We start from the raw sequence: 19,460 nt of genomic DNA, 5'->3' as shown, positions 1-19,460 counted from the left end.
GTGTAAACTAGTAAATAAAAAGGCGGAGGGCTAGAGTTATGAAACTAACGGTCATCGGATATTGGGGTGGTTATCCAGGAGTGGGAGAAGCCACATCGGGATATCTTCTTCAGAGTGGGGGATTCAATCTGCTCATCGATTGTGGAAGCGGCGTTCTCTCACAACTTCAAAAGTATATAAAGCCAGAAAAATTAGATGCGGTCGTATTATCGCATTATCACGCAGATCATTTAGCTGATGTAGGTGTTCTTCAATACAGTCGTCTCATCCAGTCGTTTTTACAAAAAGGAATACAGCCACTTCCAATCTATGGCCACGATAAGGATCAAGATGGTTTTCGCTCTCTCACGCACGGGACTACCACAAAGGGAATTCCTTATCATCCAGATGAAGTGTTGAAGGTCGGCCCTTTTACGATTACGTTTCAACTGACAAAGCATGCTGCGGTTTGCTATGCGATGCGCATTACAGACGGAAAACATACCATCGTATATACGGCAGATACTGCGCTCATTCCTGAACTCGTTCCGTTCAGCCGATATGCGGACTTGTTAATCGCAGAATGTAACTTTTACAAAGGAATGGATGGAAGCGGCCCAGGCCACATGACATCAGAGGATTGCGGCAAGCTAGCACATGAGTCCGAAGCTCGTGAACTGCTTCTTACTCACCTTCCTCATTTTGGTCAGTTATCACAGCTTGTCACAGAGGCAAAAGAGGTGTATAACAATAAAGTGGAGCTTGCCTCTTCCGGCTGGACGTGGGGAGCTTAAAGATAGGGACTGAAAGAGGAGAGAAATATGCTTTTTATTGATAATGAAAATATTACAGACCCAAGAGTGAATCTAGCTATAGAAGAGTTCGCTTTAAAACATTTAGACATCAATGAAACGTATTTGCTTTTTTATATAAATGAACCATCGATCATCATCGGTAAGAATCAGAATACCGTTGAAGAGATCAACGCGGACTATGTTCGTGATGAAGGAATTCATGTGGTTCGTCGTTTATCAGGTGGCGGTGCCGTATATCATGATCTCGGAAACTTAAACTTTAGCTTTATCACAAAAGATGACGGTAATTCGTTTCATGATTTTAAGAAGTTTACCGATCCTGTTGTAAAAGCACTGAAAAAACTCGGTGTGAACGCTGAATTAAGTGGACGAAACGATATTCTGGCTGACGGTAAGAAAATTTCCGGAAACGCACAGTTTTCTACAAAAGGCCGTATGTTTAGCCATGGAACATTACTTTTTGATTCTGAGATCGAAAATGTAGTTTCTGCCCTAAACGTACGAATGGATAAGATCGAGTCAAAAGGTATCAAGTCTATCCGCAGCCGAGTAACCAATATCCGTGAGCACTTGGATGAAGATATGACGATGGAAGAGTTCAAACAAACCCTTCTTACGTATTTATTCGAAGAGTTGGATTCTGTACCGAAATACGAATTGACCGAAAGCGATTGGGAAGAGATCCGCAAAATCTCAAGAGAACGTTATGCAAACTGGGATTGGAACTACGGAAAATCACCAAAGTTCAATGTTGAACTTTCAAACCGATTTGCAGCGGGTTCTGTTGATATCCGTCTTCACATCGTTAAAGGAATCATTCAAGAAAGTAAGATCTTTGGAGATTTCTTCGGTGTAGGTGACGTATCAGATATCGAAAACAAGCTGAACGGTGTTCGTTATGACCGTGAAGCGATCGAGGAAGTGCTTGAGGATCTAGATTTAAGTCACTATTTCGGAAATGTAACGCGTCAGGAGTTCCTTGATCTATTATATTAGGGAGAAAACCGCCTTTTCATGGGCGGTTTTTTGTTGTTTTTATCGTTTATAAGTCTTCAGTTTGATTTATAAGTCTTCAAAAAAATTTATAAGTCTTCAAATTTTTTTATAAGTCCTCATCATCAATTTATAAGTCTTCACCATTTCATGTGTCTAAACGGCCTAAACGGCCTAAACGGCTGTTTCAGCACTCAAAATCATTTGACAGAAAATTATTATAAATGATAAGCTGAAACCAAATACATCACACAATAATTAGATAACGGTACAAAAACGTCATATTTTTTTAATCTCAATTGTAATCGCTTACATATTATAAAGGGAGATGAAAGAATGATCCTCCATCCACAAGTGGAATGTATGAGTCGTGATGAAAAAGAAGAGCTTCAGTTTCATCGGTTAAAGCAGACGATACACAATGTATATGAGAATGTCCCTTTTTATAAACATGCATTTGATGAAAAAGAAATTCACCCTTCTACGATCGAATCATTAGAAGATCTTCAAAAACTTCCTTTTACCGTAAAAAAAGATCTTCGCGATCATTATCCTTTTGGACTTTTCGCAGTTCCGAACGATCACCTTGTCCGACTGCATGCCTCTTCTGGAACGAGCGGTAAACCGACAGTGGTGGGCTATACAGAAGGAGACATCGAGCGATGGAGTAATATGGTTGCACGTTCTATCGCGATAGCAGGGGGAGAACCAGGTCACGTGCTTCATAATGCATATGGTTATGGTCTGTTTACTGGAGGGCTCGGCCTTCATAACGGATCAGAGCGGCTAGGCATGATTACCGTTCCTGTTTCGGGAGGAAACACAGAGCGGCAAATCATGTTGATCGAAGACTTTAAACCGCAGGTGATCTGCGGAACGCCATCTTATATTTTAACCATCGCTGAAAAGATGGAGGAGATGGGAAAAGATCCGAAAGCGACTTCGATAAAATACGGAATATTTGGAGCAGAGCCCTGGTCTGAAGAGATGCGTGCGACGCTTGAAGAGAAGCTTGGCATCAAAGCAATGGACATTTATGGATTAAGCGAAGTGATGGGTCCTGGTGTAGCGATGGAATGTCATGAAGCACAAAACGGGCTTCATATTATGGATGATCATTTTTTAGCTGAAATCATTAATCCTGATACGCTTGAACCTATGCCTGACGGTCAGTATGGCGAACTTGTGTTTACGAGTTTAACGAAGGAAGCTTTTCCGATCATCCGATATCGTACAGGAGATATTGCTTCCATCAACCGCATGCCTTGCAGTTGCGGAAGAACTTCCATACGAATGAGTCGTGTTAAAGGACGGATCGATGACATGATTATCGTTCGTGGAGTTAACGTGTTTCCGTCTGAAATCGAGAACTGTCTTCTTTCTATAGAGGATATCGTTCCTCACTATCAAGTTCATATCTTAACAGAAGGATTAAAAGAGCATATTGAACTTCATGTTGAGATGACGGAACAGCTTTATGCTGTAACAAACGGTGACGAAAATCATGAGGCGACACACCTGTTAAAGAAGACGATCACAAAAAAGATCAAAGACACATGCCTCGTATCTATGAATATTAAAGTGTATCCACCAAAAGGAATACCACGTTCTGAAGGTAAGGCGATTCGTGTGGTCAGACAGATACAGAAAAAAATGGGTGTTTAACTACTTTTCAATCGTATGACGTTAATTTATAATTACGGTAAATAAACGTAATATAATAGGAGGGAACAACATGACAGTTGGTATGAGTTTTAATCAGCTTAGTGAAGAAGAGAAAATGACTCATTTTCTTGATCGGATCAACGCCGGTGAGAAGATCGAACCGGATGACTGGATGCCGGAAGATTATCGCCTGCAGCTGATTCGTTTGATTTCGATGCATGGCATTTCTGAAATTATGGGAGCGCTTCCAGAGAAAGAGTGGGTTCCTAAAGCGCCTTCACTTCACCGCAAACTCGCGATCATGGCTAAAGTTCAGGATGAGATGGGACATGGACAGCTCTTGCTTCGTGTGGCAGAAGATTTGATGGCCCCTCTTGGCAAGAACCGCCACGACATCATGGAAGATCTTTTTTCAGGTAAATTAAAATTTCATAACGTGTTTCATATGGATGCTCCAACTTGGGGTGATGCGGGAATTATCGCTTGGCTTGTGGACGGGGCGGCAATCATCTCTCAGAGCATGATGCTTGATTCTTCTTATGGGCCATACGCCAGGGCGTTAAAGCGTATCTGTGCGGAGGAAGTTTTCCACGCGCAACATGGGGAGAGCATCATTTTAGCGATGGCAGAAGGAACTCCGGAACAGCGTGAAATGCTGCAGGATTCGTTAAACCGCTGGTGGGAATCACTGATCATGTTCTTTGGACCAAAGTCAGCAAAAGAAACCGGAAATTCAAACGCTGACAAGAACATCATGTACAAGATTCGTACAAAAACAAACGAGGACCTCAGACAAGAGTTCTTCACAAAATATATTCCGCGTATTTGGTCGCTTGGGCTAACGATTCCAGATGATACGATCCGTTTTGATGAAGACAGTCAGATGTGGATCTATAAGGATGCTGACTGGAGCACGTTCAAACAGATCGTTTCTGGTAACGGGCCACAATCACAGAACCGTTTAGATCTTCGACGCCGCTCATATAAAAATAACGAGTGGGTTCGCGCGGCACTCGCTGCTAAAAAGGCGATCTAACAGCGGAAAGGAGAGAAACAAAGGTGAACGAATCAACAAATGAATTTTACAACGTGTATGAAGTATTCAGCAAAAAAACAGATAAATCTCCGTTTCAACATAGCTTCAGCCTTTTAGCACCAAACGCGGATATGGCACTCATCATGGCAAAAGAGAACTTCTTCAGAAGAGAAACGGTCGCTGACATCTGGGTTGTGAAAAGAGAGAACATAAGGGGTCTTAACCAGGACGAAAGAGAAATGCTTAAACGCCTAGATAAACAATATAGAGAAACAAAAGGATATGGCTATCTGAAGAAGAAGTGGCGTGACTACAACCAGGAGCAGTTTACCGAACAGCACATCCTTGGCGGAAGGGGAGACAATTCATGACACAGGAAACGTTAAAACCACAAGAAAAGAAAGCGTTGATCGAGCTTCTTTATCAGCTTGCAGACGATGATTTTCTTCTTGCGTTTCGCGGATCGGAATGGCTTGGTCTAGCACCGCACATTGAAGAGGATGTTGCCTTCTCTTCTATCTCACAAGACATGATGGGACACGCAAATTTGTACTATAACCTGCTAGAGAACCTTGGAGAAGGCGAAGCAGACAGGATTGCTCACTTGCGATCTCCTGATCAGTTTCGAAATGCCATCATCTTAGAAGAAGTGAACGGACCTGGCACGTACTTAAAAGAACCAGATTACGACTGGGCGTTTACCGTTGTACGAAACTACTTTTACGCGGTTCACAAGCATATTCGTTTAGACTCATTGCGTCACTCTTCCTATGAACCTCTAGCAGAAGCAGCCCGTAAAATCATGACAGAGCAGTATTACCATCTGATGCACTGGGAGATTTGGTTCAAGCAGCTTATGACAAGTACAGATGAAGCAATCCTGCGAATGACAGCAGCAATCCAAAAGGTTTGGAAAGATTTTGGCGGAGTTCTTACGCTAGGACCGTACTATGAAGATATCGTGAAAGCAAATTTTATTGATGACGAGAACGTTATGAAAAAGAGATGGAACAACAAGATTGAAGCTGTCTTAAAAGAAGTAGGTGCATCCTATCCGGGTGAACCTCGCATGGAAAGAGGCAATGGCCGAAACGGCGTGCACACGGAAGACTTGAAGCAAGCAACTGCAACACTTTCTGAAGTTTATGCAACAAATCCTTCAACTGGCTGGTAAGACGATTTAGAAAGGAGATGAACCACGTGTCCGAATTAAAGAGCAGCATGACTGATAGTGTGATGGACGCGCTTGGGGATGTAAAAGATCCTGAAATCGCCTCTGTCAGTATATTGGATCTCGGTATGGTGCACGAAGTTGACGTGACAGATGATAGGGTAAGAATTTCTGTTCTTCCTACGTTCTCTGGCTGTCCAGCTCTTCACATCATCGAACGAGATATAAAAAAAGCGATTGAAAATGTAGAAGGAATTACTTCAGCAGAAGTGAAATTTGTATTTACACCATCGTGGACAACAGATCGCATTACAGCCGAAGGGCGTGAGAGGTTAAAAGAGTTTGGCATCTCACCGCCACCTGCGAACCATGTGATGGGTGAACCTTGGGAGATCGATTGTCCGTATTGTGGATCAACGTACGTAACGATGGAAAACATCTTTGGGCCAACAGCCTGCAGAAGTATCCTATATTGCAAGTCGTGCAAGAACCCGTTTGAAGCGATGAAACCTGTTGCTGACATGGGGTAAGAGAAATGATGATTTTAAAAATAGGGAGGAAACACACATGGTAAAACTAATCGCACTTTACAAAACACCTGAAAACTTGGAGCAGTTCGACGAGCACTATTTTGGACATCATACAGAGATCACGAAAAAGATTCCTGGACTTCGCAAAATGGAAGTAACAAAAATCGTAGGTTCACCGATGGGGAAAAGCGACTATCACATTCTTTGTGAGATGTACTATGACGATCATGATGCGTTGAAAGCCGCTATGAAGTCTGATGAAGGTAAAGCTTCAGGAAAAGACTTGATGAGCTTTGCAGCTGAACTCGTAACGCTTATGATCGGTGAGGAAATCAATGAGTAATTACGAAACAATTCTAACCTCTGTTGAAGATGGAATCGCCTCTATTCAATTAAACAGGCCGCGTGTGTTAAACGCGATCAATAGGCCGATGGTTACGGAACTATTAGATGCTTTTGAAAGCTTCGACCGTAATGACGAGGTAAAAGCAATTGTTTTAACAGGCAGTGAGCGTGCATTTGCAGCCGGTGCCGACATTGATGAGATGAAAGAAGATACAGCGGTCTCTCTTGAACTATTAAATCAGTTTAAAGAATGGGATCGTCTCGCAACGATAAAAAAGCCGATCATCGGTGCAGTCAACGGCTATTGCTTTGGAGGAGGCTTTGAACTAGCATTATGCGCAGACATCCTCTTCGCAGCAGAAAATGCACAGTTCGGATTTCCTGAGATCAAACTTGGTGTGATGCCAGGTGCTGGTGGAACAGTAAAACTTACAAAACTTATGGGTCAAAAGAAAGCACTTGAGTGGCTATGGCTCGGTGATCCGATGACAGCGGATGAAGCTCTTCAATACGGAGTGATCAACCGTGTCATCGCACCTGAACTTGTTGTGGACGAGGCGAAAAAATATGCTAAAATCGTAGCTTCGAGAGCACCTTTATCTACTCGTTTAATAAAAGAGACCGTTTATAAGTCTATTGATTATTCCACACACGAAGGCATGCAGTTCGAACGTAAAAACTTTTATCTATTATTCTCGTCTCAAGATCAAAAAGAAGGCATGAAGGCTTTCGTTGAAAAGCGTCCAGCCGAATTTAAAGGGAAGTAGAGGGGATATGAACATGTATGAAACGATCAGCTACGAAACAAGAGGAAAAACGGCTTGGATTACTTTAAATCGTCCGGATAAACTCAATGCATTCACATCACTCATGCATAAGGAAATGGTTTCAGCGATAAAGGAAGCTAACAAAGACAGCAATGTAAGAGCCGTTGTTATAACTGGCGCTGGGCGTGCATTCTGTTCCGGTCAAGATTTAACTGGTTCACCAGAGGGCGCTGATTATGGTGATGTTCTTCGTAAAGGATATAACCCTATGGTGCAAGCATTAGTTGCCATGGAAAAGCCAGTCATCGCAGCTGTGAACGGGGTAGCAGCTGGTGCAGGAATGAGTCTCGCTCTAGCTTGTGACTTCCGTATCGCAAGTGAGAAAGCGAGCTTTATAGAAGCGTTCATCCATGTTGGTCTCGTACCTGATTCTGGGAATCTTTACTTCTTGCCTCGTTTAGTCGGTCATGCAAAAGCGATGGAGTTAGCTGTGTTAGGTGAGAAGATCACCGCTCAACAAGCGAAAGAGTTTGGTCTCGTTACTAAAACAGTTAGTGAAGAGGAGTTCATGCTCGAAGTGGAAACGTTCGCTGAGAAACTAGCAAATATGCCAACAAAAGCGATCGGCCTCATCAAACGCTATATGAATAAAAGCTGGGAAAGCGATTTGAACGAAGTGTTGGAATATGAAGCTCAAGCGCAAAAAATTGCTGGAGAGTCAGCGGATCATCAAGAAGGTCTGCATGCATTTATAGAAAAGAGAAAACCAGCATTCACAGGAAAATAGACATCTAGACTAAAAGGAGTGGAGAACATGAGTACAAAAACAGAAGTTAAAGCGGTAAAACGTGACGTATATGAAATGGTGATCGGCGGACAAAGTGTTGGTGGATCTGAGGGAGAATACTTTGTTACATATAACCCGGCAACAGGTGAACCGTTAGCGAAAGTAGCAAAAGCAACAAAAGCGGATGTGGATTCTGCTGTAAAGGCTGCAAGAACTGCTTTTGAAACAGGAAAATGGAAGCGCTCTCCTGTGAATAAACGTTCTCGCACGATGAACAAAATCGCTAGTATCATGCGTTCTCGTTATAACGAACTTGTTGAGCTTGAAATTTTAAACAGCGGAAAATCGTTAAGTGCTGCACAAGGTCAAGTCATGCAAGCGATTGAAGATTTTGAGTTTTACGCTGGGGCTATCGTAAGCCACCGCGGTGCTGTAAACCCGATGCCAGGACCGTTCATGAACTACACGTTAAAAGAACCTCTAGGTGTTTGTGCACAGATCATTCCTTGGAACTATCCGATGATGATGGCAGCGTGGAAGATCGCACCAGCAATCGCAACTGGTTGTTCGGTCATTCTAAAGCCTGCGAGCTTAACGCCACTAACAGCGATCGTAATGACAGAGATCTGCCATGAAGCGGGTGTTCCAGAAGGTGTTGTAAACATCATTACAGGTGACGGAGCTACAGTAGGTTCATACCTTGCTGAACACGAAGGTGTTGATAAAGTCGCGTTCACTGGTGAAACAGGAACAGGAAAAGACATTATGGCTAAGGCGTCTCAAACGTTAAAACGTGTAACGCTTGAACTTGGCGGGAAATCTCCTAATTTAGTTTTTGCGGATACAGATATTGATGCGGCAGTCGACGGCTCATTATTTGGTATTTTTTATAACACAGGTCAATCTTGTGAAGCACGTTCTCGTCTTTATATCGAGGAAAGTGTATATGATGCATTCATGGAAAAGTTCGTTGAAAAAGCGAAGAAGCTTGTACTAGGTAATCCACTCGATCAAGGTACACATGTTGGAGCAATCATTTCAGAGCGCCAGCTTGAAGTGATCGACGGTTACGTGAAATCGGCTGAAGAAGAAGGAGCAACTATCCTTCTAGGCGGTGGACGTGCAAAAGTGGACGGTTATGAAAACGGTCATTGGTACCTTCCGACGATCATCACAGATGTAAATGAAGACATGAAAGTAGTTAAAGAAGAAATCTTCGGACCGGTTGTCGTGGTGTCTACGTTTAAGGACGAAAAAGAGGCTGTGAAACTAGCAAACAACACAGACTTTGGTTTAGCAGCAGCGATCTGGACGAAGGATCATGCGAAGGCAACTCGTGTTGCAGGCATGATTCAAGCTGGAACGATCATGATCAACTCACCGTTCTCTGCATTCCCGGGAACACCGTTCGGAGGCTATAAGCAATCCGGTTTCGGCCGCGAGCTATGTATCGAGACACTTGATCTTTATTCAGAAACAAAGAGCGTCGTGTCCTACACAGGATCACGTCCGTTGAATCCTTTTAATCTGTAATTTAGTTTATGTCTAGCTCTGTTAACTTGCGTTGAGAGATCTAGTAACAAACTTGGAAAAGCGGGCCATCGTGCTCGCTTTTTATACAATGTTTTATTTGAAAAGGTTCTTTATCTATAGCTTCAATGACCAGTTGTTTGGAGTGCAAGGTGCGAGACTCCTGCGGGACTGGCGGTCAGGTGAGACCCTTAAGGGCGCAAAGCGGCAAGGGGCTCACCGCCTGCCCCGCGGAAAGCGAGCATCCTGGAGCGGAAAACAACTACTTACAAAAGCATCTATGCATACAAAACGTTAAACACTTGTTTAAAAGAAAGGCAGGAGAGACTATTGATACAAAATGCTGTTGTCATCGGATCTGGTGTGATGGGAAGAGGAATCGCCTATGTGAGCGCAGTTGGCGGTTTTGATGTTCAGCTCGTTGATGTAAAAGAAGAACAACTACAAAATGCAAAAAAAGAGATCGATTCTATTTTTTCAAAAGCAGTATCTCGCGGAAAGTTATCACAAAGTGTAGCTGAAGAAGCGCAAGCGAGGCTTTCATATGCTACGAATCTCTCAGCGGCCGTTAGCGGTGCAGACCTAGTGATTGAAGCTGTTCCAGAAAACATAGAGATCAAGCGTGCTGTTTTTGAAGAACTAGACCGTTCTGCACCTGAACATTGTTTGCTTGCGACAAACACTTCTACGATGAGTCCAACTGAGATAGGATCTTTTACGAAACGTCCGGAAAAAGTAATCGCCATGCACTTCTTTAATCCGGTCCATAGAATGCCACTCGTTGAGATCGTTCGCGGGCATGAAACAAGCGATGAAACGGTTGAACTCGCTAAGGAAGCTGCTGTGAAGATGGGTAAAGAAACAGTAACCGTTAATGAGTTTCCAGGATTCGTTACAAGCCGAATCTCTGCCATGATTGGGAATGAAGCTTTCTATATGCTGCAAGAAGGTGTTGGTACACCAGAAGATATCGATAAAGCCATTAAACTTGGTTTGAATTTTCCAATGGGGCCGTTCGAGCTCGGCGATTTAGTAGGTCTTGATACACGACTGAATAACTTGAACTATCTTCATAAAACGTTAGGCGAAAAATATCGTCCGGCACCCCTATTAGTGAAGTATGTTAAAGCGGGAAGACTTGGCCGAAAGTCAGGTAAAGGGGTATACGACTATACCAGGGAAGACAGCGGGGTGAAAAAGTAATGAAAGAGGTCGTCATCGTTGATGCTGTCCGTACGCCTATAGGAAGATATAAAGGTGGACTAAAAACGGTTCGCCCCGATGATTTAGGAGCAGTGGTAATCAAAGCGCTTGTTGAAAGAAACCCTGAACTTCCTGTTGGAGAGATCGAAGAAGTAATATTCGGAAACGCCAATGGAGCAGGAGAAGATAATCGTAACGTGGCAAGAATGTCTGCTTTACTCGCTGGACTTCCTGTTGAAGTAGGTGGAACGACGATCAACCGCTTATGTGGATCTGGTATGGATGCGGTCATTTACGGTGCCAGGGCTATCTTGGCAGGAGAAGGTGATATCTTCATCGCGGGTGGAACGGAGAGTATGACACGCGCACCACTCGTAATGGGAAAGCCTGAGGTCGACTATCCTCGTGGTGATATGAAAATGTTTGATACGACGATCGGATGGCGTTTCGTTAATCCGCTTCTGCATGAAAAGTTCGGTACAGACTCTATGCCTGAAACAGCAGAGAACGTAGCGAAGAAATATGGAATTACAAGAGAAGAACAAGATCAGTTCGCATATGATTCTCAACAAAAAGCAAAAGAAGCTACCCTACAGAACCGATTTAAAGAGGAGATCGTTCCTGTAAGAATAGTAGACCGAAAAGGAAACGAAACGTGGGTGACAGAAGATGAACACCCTCGTCCTGAAACGTCGCTTGAAAAGCTTGGTATGCTTAAACCGTTATTTAAAAACGGAAGCGTCACAGCGGGAAATGCTTCTGGGGTGAACGATGGAGCTTCTGCATTACTGTTGATGAGCCGTGAAAAAGCAGATCAGCTAGGATTAAAGCCTTTAGCTCGATATGTCTCTTCAGGTGTTGCAGGTCTGGAACCAGCTATAATGGGTGTAGGTCCGATCGAAGCTTCCAAAAAAGCATTGAAGCGGGCGGGTCTCTCTATAGCTGACCTTGATTTGGTCGAGTTAAATGAAGCTTTTGCATCACAATCTCTTGCCTGTATGAGCGAACTGGGACTTGATCAGAGTAAAGTTAACGTGAACGGCGGTGCGATTGCGTTTGGCCATCCACTTGGAGCTAGCGGTGCGCGCATTTTAACAACGCTTATTCACGAAATGAAAAAGCAAGGATCGCGCTACGGTCTCGCAACAATGTGTATCGGTGTTGGTCAAGGTATTGCTTCCATCGTGGAAGCGATCAATGAATAGGAGGGTCACCTAAAGTGAGTGCTATTTTATACGAAGTAAAAGATTATGTTGCTTATGTAACATTAAACCGTCCGGAAGTATTGAACTGCTTTAATTTTTCAACGTTAAAAGAGCTTGAAGAAGTAGTAGAAGACATTCATCACAACAGTGATGTTCGTGTTGTAATTTTTACAGGTGCAGGGGAGAAAGCATTCAGTGCAGGAGCTGATCTAAAAGAACGCCGTACGCTGAGTGAATCAGAAGTAAGAAGAAATGTGCGCAAGATTCGCGATGTGTTCTCTGCTGTTGAAGCTTTGCCGCAGCCTACGATCTGTGCAATCAATGGCCATGCTTTTGGAGGCGGCTTCGAGTTGGCTCTAGCTTGTGATCTTCGAGTTTCTGTGAGAGAAGCGTCAATGGGTCTTACAGAACTTAGTTGGGCAATCATCCCTGGTGCGGGAGGAACTCAGCGTCTTCCGAGACTGATCGGACAAGCGAAAGCGATGGAACTGATCTTAACAGCAAAAAAAATGATGGCTGAAGAAGCTTTTTCTTACGGCATCTTGAACCAAGTGACGTCAAGAGAAGAATTGATGGCGGTTTGTGAAAACTATGCTGGTCTTATTATGAAGAATGGACCAGTAGCTGTTCAGCAAGCAAAGTATGCGATCAAGCATGGAACAGAAGTTGATCTGCAGACAGGACTTGCGATTGAGGCGAAAGCGTATGAAGTGACGATTCCTACAAAAGATCGAATGGAAGCGCTCGTTGCTTTTGGAGAAAAAAGACCACCTGTATTTAAGGGAGAGTAACTTGTTTCTGTCTCAGTAATCCTACTATTATAGAGTATAACTTTTTTGCATGATGTTTTTCGACGAGGTTCCAGATTTAAGTCGATCGTATGAGTGCAACTAAATTGAAGTGAAAGACTTGATGTCAGCTAAGTTTTCTTTATGGTAGGATTGTACAGACAATAACAGGTACAAATGAGGGTATGAACATGCAGAATAGTTTAAACACACGCTCCATGATTTTCACATTGTACGGAGACTATATCCGGCATTATGGCAGTGAGATATGGATCGGCAGCTTGATTCGATTGTTAGAAGAGTTTGGTCACAACGAACAGGCCGTAAGAGCAGCGATTTCCAGAATGAATAAGCAAGGCTGGATCGCAGCTAGAAAACAAGGGAATAAAAGTTATTATTATTTAACAGAGCGTGGAAAGAAGCGGATGGATGAAGCGGCAAAGAGAATCTTTAACGCACAACAGGAGCCGTGGAACGGCGAATGGATGATGTTCACCTATACGATTCCTGAAGAGAAAAGAAGCATTCGTGATGAGCTTCGAAAAGAACTGGTCTGGAGCGGGTTTGGTCTACTGGCAAACAGCTTTTGGATCTCACCGCACGCATACTCAGAGCAGATTCAATCTATGATCGATAAATATGACATCAAAGACTATGTTCATTCTTTTACAGCCGTTTACAATGGGCCTAATGAGAATGAAAAGCTAGTTTCTGAGTGTTGGGATTTAAACGACATTAACGAGAAATACAACGAGTTTATCGTAACGTATTCTCAAAAATATGTGATCGATAAGAATAAGATTGAAAAAGGTGAGATGACAGACGGAGAATGCTTCGTAGAGCGCACTAAGCTTGTTCACGAATACCGTAAGTTTCTTTTCATCGATCCAGGTCTACCGAAGGAGCTTCTTCATGCAGAATGGCTAGGTGATCACGCAGCTTCACTCTTCAGTGATTATTACCGTGCACTTGCAGGACCAGCAAGTCGTTTCTTTGAAAGCATCTATTCGGATGGAAACAATTTAAAGAAAGATTCAGAGTTTGATGCTCTTAATCATCCTCTTATTCAGGAGAACCGGTCATAAAAGAATTAGGTTAGATACAACTAAAAAAGCACTTTCGCAAGTTATCGTACGAAAGTGCTTTTCTACTATTCTTTTAATTCGTCACGAAACTGTTTCCCTTTTTCATAATACGTGTCGATCGTAAGCTGAATAAGCTTTAGATCATCGTCGTTCAGTTCGCGTATGATTTTACCCGGTGAACCCATGACCATGACACGCGGCGGTATTTTTTTGCCGGGAGGAATTAGTGTGTTCGCACCGATGAATGCTTGTTCGCCAATTTCTACACCATCAAGAATGGTAGACCCCATGCCAACGAGTGCACCTTTTTTAATCGTACATCCGTGCAGGATGACGTTGTGACCGATCGACACCTCATCTTCTAGAATGAGGGGATACCCTTCATATAGGTGAAGGGTACAATTGTCTTGAACGTTAGTCTTTTTACCGATGGAGATAGGTCCTTCATCACCGCGAAGAACAGAGTTAAACCAGATGCTTGCTCCTTCTTCTACTGTAACGTCGCCAATCAAGTGAACCCCAGGCGCGATAAAAGCGCTTTCATGAACATCTGGTGTTTTGCCATTAAACGTGTATTTCATAATGAGCCTCCCTCGTAACAGGTTATAGGTTCAGTATAACAAAGGTTAGAATGGGAAGTGGAGAAATTGAATTCCATCTGTGAAAAGTTAAACATTCAGTATCCGATCCTTCAAGGCGGAATGGGAAATGTTAGTAATGCAGAACTAGCTTCTGCTATATCAAATGCAGGTGGGTTAGGCACGATCGGTGCTGGTACGATGTCACCTGAAGAGGTAGAAAATTTGATAATTGCAACAAAGGGGATGACAGACAGGCCATTTGCTGTTAATGTACCTTTAACCGTTGCATCAAATGTACAAGAAATTCTTAGACTTCTGATCAAACATAAAGTGGAAGTTGTTTCCTTATCTGCAGGTAATCCAGCACCTTACATACCGAAATTAAAGGAACATGGATTGAAGGTTATCTGTGTTATAGCTTCTGTCTATCATGCCAAAAAAGCAGAAGCAGCAGGAGCAGATCTGCTAGTAGCTGAAGGCTATGAAGCTGCGGGACTAAACTCACCTTATGAGACGACGACTATGGTTCTATTGCCTCAGGTCTCCAAGAGTGTAACTATTCCAGTCATCGCGGCTGGAGGTATAGCAGATGGAAGCGGTATGGCAGCTGCCTTTGCTCTTGGTGCACAAGGTGTTCAGATGGGAACTCGTTTCATCGCAACAAAGGAAGCACCATTTCATGAGAAATACAAAACTTCCTTAGTAGAAGCAGATGATACAAAAACGTTAATCGTTGGCCGCTCAACCGGAAAGATCAGAAGAATTTACGATACACCTTACGCTCAGAAGTTGATTCAACTTGAAAAAAATGGCGTCTCACCTGAAGAGTTTGTTACACACACCTCAGAAGATCATCATATTTTAGGAGCTGTAAAAGGGGACTTGGAGAACGGTTTTATTAATAGCGGTCAGATCGCAGGTGTGATTTCAGATGTACCGAGCGTGAAAGAACTGCTTGAAACCATGATGAAAGAAGCAAGAGAAGCAGTAAGTATGTTAAACAATCGTTTCATCTAATTCAGTAGTATTAGTAACAGGAGGGTGTATGTAATTATGAATCAGCAAGACCAGTGGACGTCAAAGTTAGCCTTTATTCTAGCTGCAGCAGGGTCAGCAATCGGACTCGGTGCGATTTGGAAATTTCCTTATGTAGCTGGTACTAGTGGTGGGGGAGCTTTCTTCCTTCTCTTTTTATTGTTTACGTTTCTTATCGGCTTTCCGCTTTTAATGGCTGAGTTTGTTATCGGCCGAGGAGCGCAAAAAGAGGCGGTTTCCGCTTATCGAAAGATCGCTCCAGGTTCAGCATGGCCATGGCTAGGCAGAATGGGTGTAGCGACTGCATTTATTTTATTATCTTTTTACAGTGTAATTGGTGGATGGATCATTCTCTACCTTGGAAAAAGTTTTTCAGGAGACTTCTTTAACCATGACTTTAGTCAAATGTTCGGAGAGTCAATCTCGAGTACATGGCCGGTTTTGATCTCTCAGTTCATCTTTATGATGGTTACGATTTTCGTTGTTAGCCGTGGTATTAAGAATGGAATTGAAAAAGCAAACCAAATCATGATGCCAGCACTTTTTGTATTGTTTGCTGTTTTGATTATTCGTTCACTAACATTAGATAATGCGATGGAAGGCGTAAAGTTCTTCTTGTTCCCTGACTTTTCTAAAATCGGTGGAGACGATATTCTATTTGCTTTAGGTCAGTCTTTCTTCTCATTAAGTGTGGGTATCTCTGTAATGGTTACGTACAGTTCTTATTTGAGCAAGAAGGAAAGCCTTACGAAATCGGCAACAACGATTGTATTACTCAACGTATTGATCTCCTTATTAGCGGGATTAGCGATCTTCCCAGGGGTATTTTCATTAGGCCTAGAACCAGCGGAAGGACCTGGATTGTTGTTTGTAGTACTTCCTGCCGTTTTTGATCAGATCGTGTTCGGACAATTATTCTTTATTGTGTTCTTAGCATTGTTCTTGTTTGCTACACTTACATCAGCATTCTCGATGTTAGAGATCATCGTTGCTTCTATCACGAAAGGTGAGTTAGAGAACCGTGCAAAATGGTCTTGGATCATCGGAATCCTTATCTTTGTATTTGGTGTACCATCTACGTTGTCATATGGAGTTTGGTCAGATTTCACGCTGTTTGACAAGATTATCTTTGATCAACTCGACTATTTAGTGAGCAACATCCTGCTTCCTTTAGGAGCGTTGTTCATCGCGTTGTTTGTAGGATATCGTTATCCTAGAGAGATGCTTCTTGAAGAGTTTAGAGCAGGTTCATCTGTTTCGGTAAAAGGCTTTGCGCTTTGGCTAATGTTGATCCGTTACGTCGTTCCTGTTGTGATCATCATCGTATTTGTTAACATGCTTGGACTTTTTTAAAAGAAAATTAGAAAGAAAGGCGCGGACCATAATTGGTTTTAGCGCCTTTTTTGTGTTAATAATAGAATTTGTGAAATACAGAAGTGAAGGGAAGAATGAATAATGTTGAAAGACAAGATTGCAGTAGTAACGGGAGCAACTCGTGGGTGTGGGAAAGCTATAGCAGAAAAGTTAGGAACATTAGGAGCAAAACTTGCTATCATTGGTTCGTCTGATGGCATCTTCAAAACGGGAGAAGAGTTAAAAGCTAAGGGATTCGATGTTCTTGCCATAAAAGCAGATGTGACGAAAGAAACGGACGTAGCAGAACTGTTTAAACAAACGTTTGAAACGTTTGGTAACATTGATATTCTAGTAAACAATGCTGGAATCGGACAGTTTAAATTAGCAGAAGAACATTCATTAGTAGACTTTCAAAAAATGTTTGAAGTCAACGTACAAGGTGTATTCTTATGTAGTACAGCGGTTGTTCCACATATGAAAGAGCGAAAAGAGGGGACGATCATCACGATCTCATCAGATGTGGGTCGAAGAACGATTGCTAACGGCTCTGTCTATACAGCTACAAAGTACGCAGTTCAAGGATTTTCGGGTTCTCTTGCACAAGAACTGAGAGAATTTGGCGTTCGTGTAGGTACTGTAAATCCAGGTGCGATTGATACGTACTTTGCTGATTCTGAACAAGGTCTTGATTTTAAAGAAGATTGGCTAAAAGTAGACGATATCGCAGAAGCTGTAGCGTATATGGCAAGCGCACCAAAACACATGGTCGTTGATGAAATCATGCTTCACCCTCTTTCTCAGGAATACCCGAACGTATAATACGAGGAGGCGATCTGGGTTGAAACTAGATCAAGAAGTGGTATCCATTGAAGGTTCAAAACCTGTTACGCTGCATGAGTTGTTTGGTGAAGAACAAACTTTTTTTGTGTTAGTCAGACACCTTGGCTGACCATACTATCAAGAATTCCTTGCGCAGTTGCGCGAGTCATTTGAGAAGTTTGAACGCTTAGATTTTAAGGTCGTTGTCGTAGCACCAGCTAATCGTGATCAGATTCAAGAGTTTTTGAATGTACATGGCCCATTTCCGTTTGAAATCTACGGTGATCCAGAGCTAGACCTATACGAGGAGATGGGGAACCACCACATGACCACCGTGAAAAGCATGCTGTCTGTAGGGGCCGATCTCTTAAAAGGTGAAGTGAAGATAAGCGACATTGTGCCTAAAGACAAGACGGAAAGAAAGCATTTTTTAAGCGCAGTGAAAAATCAAGACGTGAACATTCAAGGAAGTTCGTGGCTGTTTGATCAAAATGGAGATGTTTTGTGGAAGCACATAGATGATACTCCTGAAGATCATGCGAAAGTCGACGAAGTGTTGAAGCAGTTGCGGAAATGATAATAAAAAAGCTGATATAGCATGTGCTGTATCAGCTTTTTCATGCGGTAGGGAGCTTCGGCTGAACTTAATCAAATAAAAAATAGCGTCGATCACATAAAAATGGTGATCAATCATATAAAAAAGAAGATGAATCACATAAAAATGGACATCAATCACATAAAAAGGAATAGCAGATTTTTAAAAAGTCTTACTTACACTGTTAGGCCTGCGGTTATCCTCAGACTTTATCCACGAACGAATGCCTCTGCCGGCAAATGGCTCGTCATCAAATCGAGGGATGATGTGAAAGTGAGCGTGAGGAATACTCTGTCCTCCTACTGGATTTACGTTCCACCCCGTGCTATAGCCCTCAGGTTCAAACTCTGAGTCTAGCAAACTTTTAGCTTTTTGCATCAACTCATAGGTATCTCTCCACTCTTTTTCATTTAAATCAAATACAGTCTCTTTATGAGCTTTTGGAATAATCAATCCCGCACCTTCTAAAATATCTTGCGCTTTTGGACTCTGCAGAAAGTAGCAGCTTTCATTCTCAAACACTATTTTTTGTTCTGGAAAACTCATCGGGTTACAAAATAAACAATCATCCATTAATAAAAACACCTCCAATGCTATTTTTGCACATTTTTTATATTTCTTACAAATCAAACAATTCTGGGGATTCATTGACCGGATATCACACAAAATGTTATGATTACGTTAAGAAAACGTTATATAAATCGTTATATAAATTAGATGAAAGATATGAGGTGTGTGCATGAAATCAGGCATGAATGTTGGCCAAAGTGCTACCATCAAAGCTACCGTTACACCCGATATGTTTGCTCAATTTGAAGGAAAGTTAGTCCACCCAGCTTATTCAACTGTTAGCATGGTCTATCATATGGAATGGGCAGCGAGACAGATTATATTACCATATCTTGAAGATCATGAAGAAGGAATCGGAGGAGGAGTTGCAGCCAAGCATATGGCTCCGACACCAGAAGGCGCTGAACTTACTGTTACGGCAACATTAAGAGAAGTTAAAGGAAAGGCAGTCATATGTGATGTGACCGTCTATAACGGAAAAGCGATAGCAGGCGAAGGAGAAGTTACACAATATATCCTTCCGAGAGAAGCGATCTCACAAAAAATTAAAGAGATGAAGATTTAAATTTTTTTGCACTTTAATGAAAGCGCTTACACTTTAAAGC

General features: G+C 42.4%; 23 protein-coding genes. 21 read left to right on the top strand and 2 right to left on the bottom strand.

Translation table 11 applies throughout. The features are described 5' to 3' along the window. The first annotated feature begins 38 nt into the window (after window positions 1-38). From IHV12_RS10370 to paaX, 16 genes are all read left to right on the top strand, one after another. The gene (locus tag IHV12_RS10370) at window positions 39-773 is read left to right on the top strand and encodes an MBL fold metallo-hydrolase (RefSeq protein WP_197190805.1); all 735 of its coding nucleotides are present in this window, start codon (window positions 39-41) and stop codon (window positions 771-773) included. A gap of 27 nt (window positions 774-800) precedes the next feature. Further along, a complete protein-coding gene (locus IHV12_RS10365) occupies window positions 801-1,790 on the top strand; it encodes a lipoate--protein ligase (protein ID WP_197190804.1) in 990 nt (329 codons plus the stop codon). 333 nt (window positions 1,791-2,123) lie between these two features. Further along, complete coding sequence (locus IHV12_RS10360; RefSeq protein WP_197190803.1) at window positions 2,124-3,452, top strand: phenylacetate--CoA ligase family protein; 1,329 nt, start codon at window positions 2,124-2,126, stop codon at window positions 3,450-3,452. Between the two features lie 70 nt (window positions 3,453-3,522). Then, window positions 3,523-4,488 (top strand): 1,2-phenylacetyl-CoA epoxidase subunit PaaA, encoded by a 966-nt coding sequence (paaA, locus tag IHV12_RS10355; protein WP_137790508.1) that lies wholly within the window; start codon window positions 3,523-3,525, stop codon window positions 4,486-4,488. Between the two features lie 23 nt (window positions 4,489-4,511). Then, the gene (gene paaB, locus IHV12_RS10350) at window positions 4,512-4,859 is read left to right on the top strand and encodes a 1,2-phenylacetyl-CoA epoxidase subunit PaaB (protein WP_066391438.1); all 348 of its coding nucleotides are present in this window, start codon (window positions 4,512-4,514) and stop codon (window positions 4,857-4,859) included. Continuing rightward, complete coding sequence (gene paaC, locus IHV12_RS10345) at window positions 4,856-5,662, top strand: 1,2-phenylacetyl-CoA epoxidase subunit PaaC (RefSeq protein WP_197190802.1); 807 nt, start codon at window positions 4,856-4,858, stop codon at window positions 5,660-5,662. The genes paaB and paaC overlap by 4 nt, the downstream gene beginning before the upstream one ends. Window positions 5,663-5,688: 26 nt before the next feature. Next, on the top strand, window positions 5,689-6,189 hold the full coding sequence (gene paaD, locus IHV12_RS10340; RefSeq protein ID WP_370568792.1) for a 1,2-phenylacetyl-CoA epoxidase subunit PaaD: 501 nt from the start codon (window positions 5,689-5,691) through the stop codon (window positions 6,187-6,189). A gap of 37 nt (window positions 6,190-6,226) precedes the next feature. Next, window positions 6,227-6,532 carry an EthD family reductase gene (locus IHV12_RS10335; RefSeq protein ID WP_066235887.1) on the top strand — a complete coding sequence of 102 codons (306 nt, stop codon included), beginning with the start codon at window positions 6,227-6,229 and terminating at the stop codon, window positions 6,530-6,532. Next, window positions 6,525-7,301, top strand: a complete 777-nt coding sequence (locus IHV12_RS10330) for an enoyl-CoA hydratase/isomerase family protein (RefSeq protein ID WP_197190801.1) — start codon at window positions 6,525-6,527, stop codon at window positions 7,299-7,301. The genes IHV12_RS10335 and IHV12_RS10330 overlap by 8 nt, the downstream gene beginning before the upstream one ends. Before the next feature lie 13 nt (window positions 7,302-7,314). Beyond that, a complete protein-coding gene (locus IHV12_RS10325; protein ID WP_197190910.1) occupies window positions 7,315-8,088 on the top strand; it encodes an enoyl-CoA hydratase-related protein in 774 nt (257 codons plus the stop codon). A 27-nt stretch (window positions 8,089-8,115) separates the two neighbouring features. After that, the gene (locus IHV12_RS10320; protein WP_197190800.1) at window positions 8,116-9,621 is read left to right on the top strand and encodes an aldehyde dehydrogenase family protein; all 1,506 of its coding nucleotides are present in this window, start codon (window positions 8,116-8,118) and stop codon (window positions 9,619-9,621) included. 52 nt (window positions 9,622-9,673) lie between these two features. Beyond that, on the top strand, window positions 9,674-9,916 hold the full coding sequence (locus IHV12_RS10315; RefSeq protein WP_197190799.1) for a hypothetical protein: 243 nt from the start codon (window positions 9,674-9,676) through the stop codon (window positions 9,914-9,916). A gap of 32 nt (window positions 9,917-9,948) precedes the next feature. Next, window positions 9,949-10,821, top strand: a complete 873-nt coding sequence (locus tag IHV12_RS10310; RefSeq protein WP_197190798.1) for a 3-hydroxyacyl-CoA dehydrogenase — start codon at window positions 9,949-9,951, stop codon at window positions 10,819-10,821. After that, the gene (locus tag IHV12_RS10305) at window positions 10,821-12,026 is read left to right on the top strand and encodes a thiolase family protein (RefSeq protein WP_197190797.1); all 1,206 of its coding nucleotides are present in this window, start codon (window positions 10,821-10,823) and stop codon (window positions 12,024-12,026) included. Before IHV12_RS10310 ends, IHV12_RS10305 begins: the two co-directional genes overlap by 1 nt. Before the next feature lie 14 nt (window positions 12,027-12,040). Further along, entirely contained in the window at window positions 12,041-12,817 is a 777-nt protein-coding gene (locus IHV12_RS10300; protein WP_197126901.1) for an enoyl-CoA hydratase-related protein, read from the top strand. A 188-nt stretch (window positions 12,818-13,005) separates the two neighbouring features. Continuing rightward, window positions 13,006-13,899 (top strand): phenylacetic acid degradation operon negative regulatory protein PaaX, encoded by an 894-nt coding sequence (paaX, locus tag IHV12_RS10295; protein ID WP_197126902.1) that lies wholly within the window; start codon window positions 13,006-13,008, stop codon window positions 13,897-13,899. A gap of 65 nt (window positions 13,900-13,964) precedes the next feature. Here the strand turns inward: paaX and IHV12_RS10290 are convergent, their stop codons facing one another. Continuing rightward, the gene (locus IHV12_RS10290) at window positions 13,965-14,480 is read right to left on the bottom strand and encodes a gamma carbonic anhydrase family protein (protein ID WP_197190796.1); all 516 of its coding nucleotides are present in this window, start codon (window positions 14,478-14,480) and stop codon (window positions 13,965-13,967) included. Window positions 14,481-14,546: 66 nt separating this feature from the next. Here IHV12_RS10290 and IHV12_RS10285 point away from each other — a divergent pair, with 66 nt between their 5' ends. The 4 genes from IHV12_RS10285 (at window position 14,547) to IHV12_RS10270 (ending at window position 18,267) form a co-directional block, all read left to right on the top strand. After that, window positions 14,547-15,497 carry an NAD(P)H-dependent flavin oxidoreductase gene (locus IHV12_RS10285; RefSeq protein WP_197190909.1) on the top strand — a complete coding sequence of 317 codons (951 nt, stop codon included), beginning with the start codon at window positions 14,547-14,549 and terminating at the stop codon, window positions 15,495-15,497. 36 nt (window positions 15,498-15,533) lie between these two features. Continuing rightward, on the top strand, window positions 15,534-16,868 hold the full coding sequence (locus IHV12_RS10280) for a sodium-dependent transporter (RefSeq protein ID WP_197126905.1): 1,335 nt from the start codon (window positions 15,534-15,536) through the stop codon (window positions 16,866-16,868). A 102-nt stretch (window positions 16,869-16,970) separates the two neighbouring features. Continuing rightward, entirely contained in the window at window positions 16,971-17,690 is a 720-nt protein-coding gene (locus IHV12_RS10275; RefSeq protein ID WP_197190795.1) for an SDR family oxidoreductase, read from the top strand. 157 nt (window positions 17,691-17,847) lie between these two features. Further along, window positions 17,848-18,267 carry an AhpC/TSA family protein gene (locus IHV12_RS10270; protein ID WP_197190794.1) on the top strand — a complete coding sequence of 140 codons (420 nt, stop codon included), beginning with the start codon at window positions 17,848-17,850 and terminating at the stop codon, window positions 18,265-18,267. 180 nt (window positions 18,268-18,447) lie between these two features. On the opposite strand, the gene IHV12_RS10265 is transcribed toward IHV12_RS10270, so the two are convergent. Continuing rightward, window positions 18,448-18,858: an HIT family protein gene (locus IHV12_RS10265; RefSeq protein ID WP_197190793.1), complete on the bottom strand. Its 411-nt coding sequence runs from the start codon at window positions 18,856-18,858 to the stop codon at window positions 18,448-18,450. A gap of 166 nt (window positions 18,859-19,024) precedes the next feature. On the opposite strand from IHV12_RS10265, the gene IHV12_RS10260 reads away from it, so the two are divergent. Beyond that, window positions 19,025-19,420: a thioesterase family protein gene (locus IHV12_RS10260; RefSeq protein ID WP_197190792.1), complete on the top strand. Its 396-nt coding sequence runs from the start codon at window positions 19,025-19,027 to the stop codon at window positions 19,418-19,420. The last annotated feature ends 40 nt before the right edge of the window (window positions 19,421-19,460 follow it).

The organism is Fictibacillus sp. 7GRE50 (assembly GCF_015903875.1).
Lineage (GTDB): Bacteria > Bacillota > Bacilli > Bacillales > Fictibacillaceae > Fictibacillus > Fictibacillus phosphorivorans.
Note: the sequence above shows the minus strand (reverse complement) of the source record. Positions and strands in the feature narration are given on the sequence as shown.